Here is a 1388-nt window from a genome sequence, read left to right on the forward strand (position 1 = left end):
GTTGCTCTGTATGGCGTCATATTGCCTGCGCTCTTCTTCAAACAGGAATACAGGTAGCTGTGCCTGACCGGCCGTGCTCTTCACAATGAAGTCTCTTCACCTTCGGGGCCGACGACAAACATCGGCCCGTAGTTTTTGGCGAGGGTCAGCGTGGGTGTTCTCCAGCATTCTGACGATCTGGAGATTCGGAAGTGGATGTTACTTCCGGCCGATCGAGGAACTTGCCTGCCTTTCCGGGGAAACGCCCAAAGTCATTGACGTCTTCCGGTTCGCCCTTGCGGGTTTCACGGTAATTGGGCACTGAGAGTTCCATTAGGTCTGGGCGGCCGCCCCAGTGGGTCGCATCCACCTCGGTGCGCTTCGCGCAGTGCTTTGAGTTCTTCCTCGCTGCTATTGGCATATAAATCGCGCCAGTAGGTAGCGGGGCGGCCACGTTTTCCCGCCTCATCATAGGCCTTGGTGGTCGGATCGAGGTGGCGGAAGGGCTCTAATTCAGGTACATCCGGTAGCGGCTGGGAGACATCCATATAACGCTGCAGCATATCCCAGGCGGCGTATAGCTGGGCGATACTGCCATCCACAGTAAAACTGAACTCCAGAGGGTGCTTGGTAAATGGGTCAGGGCTACGATGAGGGTAGCGATGGATCACTTTGAACGAGTGAAACTGCGACCCTTGAGTGCCTACTCGCATTTCAATGCAGGCATCGAACTCATAGAAGGGAAAGTCACCTCGAGAGGTCATGACCATGCCGGTACGTCGACAAAAAGCATAGTCATCTGACCAATTACGGTTGCCTTTGTAGAATTTTAACTCATGCTTTTCCCAAAGCTGAAGAAGAAGAGTAGCCCCCCCACAAAAGGCCACTACAATGGCAAGAGGTATAAGCCCTTGTATCCATATATCCGCAGCAAACATGAACAGCGGGGTTCCAAATGCAACTATACCCGTAAAGAGCCACCCTCCTCCGACCCCGCCCCCAGGTCTAATAAAGCTAAATCCATGAGAGTAGATAACAAAGATAAAGCGTAACAGGCGATAAAGAATACCTACTTTTTCATCAACCCGCTTTGACCAGCGACGCTCGTTTATCATGGTGTAGTCATGATAGTCGTCACCGATATATTGATACTCCCGAAACCAGCTTTCCGAGTACTGATAAGTAGTCGGGTTAACACCTAGATAACTACCCCAGGGCAGGCGAGTTTCGAGGATACGTCCACGCAACATCTCATTTTGAGGGGCGTAGCTCTGTTCGGGAATAGCATCAGCGCGGTAGGCAGTTTCGGCGTAGCCGTCCGCTTGCTTTAGAGGTTCGTTTTGCAAGCTCATCGGCGGCCTCCCCGCTGGGGCCATAACCAAGTCAGTGATGAAGGGTGTGTGGTAAAG

The 1388-nt window shown here is 52.4% G+C and carries 2 protein-coding genes; both read right to left on the reverse strand.

Annotation, left to right across the window (positions count from 1 at the left end; genetic code table 11):
• Nucleotides 1–145 precede the first annotated feature (145 nt).
• On the reverse strand, nucleotides 146–301 hold the full coding sequence (locus CPA45_RS22935; RefSeq protein ID WP_165771612.1) for a hypothetical protein: 156 nt from the start codon (nucleotides 299–301) through the stop codon (nucleotides 146–148).
• A partial coding sequence (locus tag CPA45_RS22445) for a hypothetical protein (RefSeq protein ID WP_208858586.1) occupies nucleotides 285–1388 on the reverse strand: 1104 nt, incomplete at its 5' end. The genes CPA45_RS22935 and CPA45_RS22445, both read right to left, overlap by 17 nt.

This window comes from Vreelandella nigrificans (assembly GCF_002374315.1).
GTDB lineage: Bacteria > Pseudomonadota > Gammaproteobacteria > Pseudomonadales > Halomonadaceae > Vreelandella > Vreelandella nigrificans.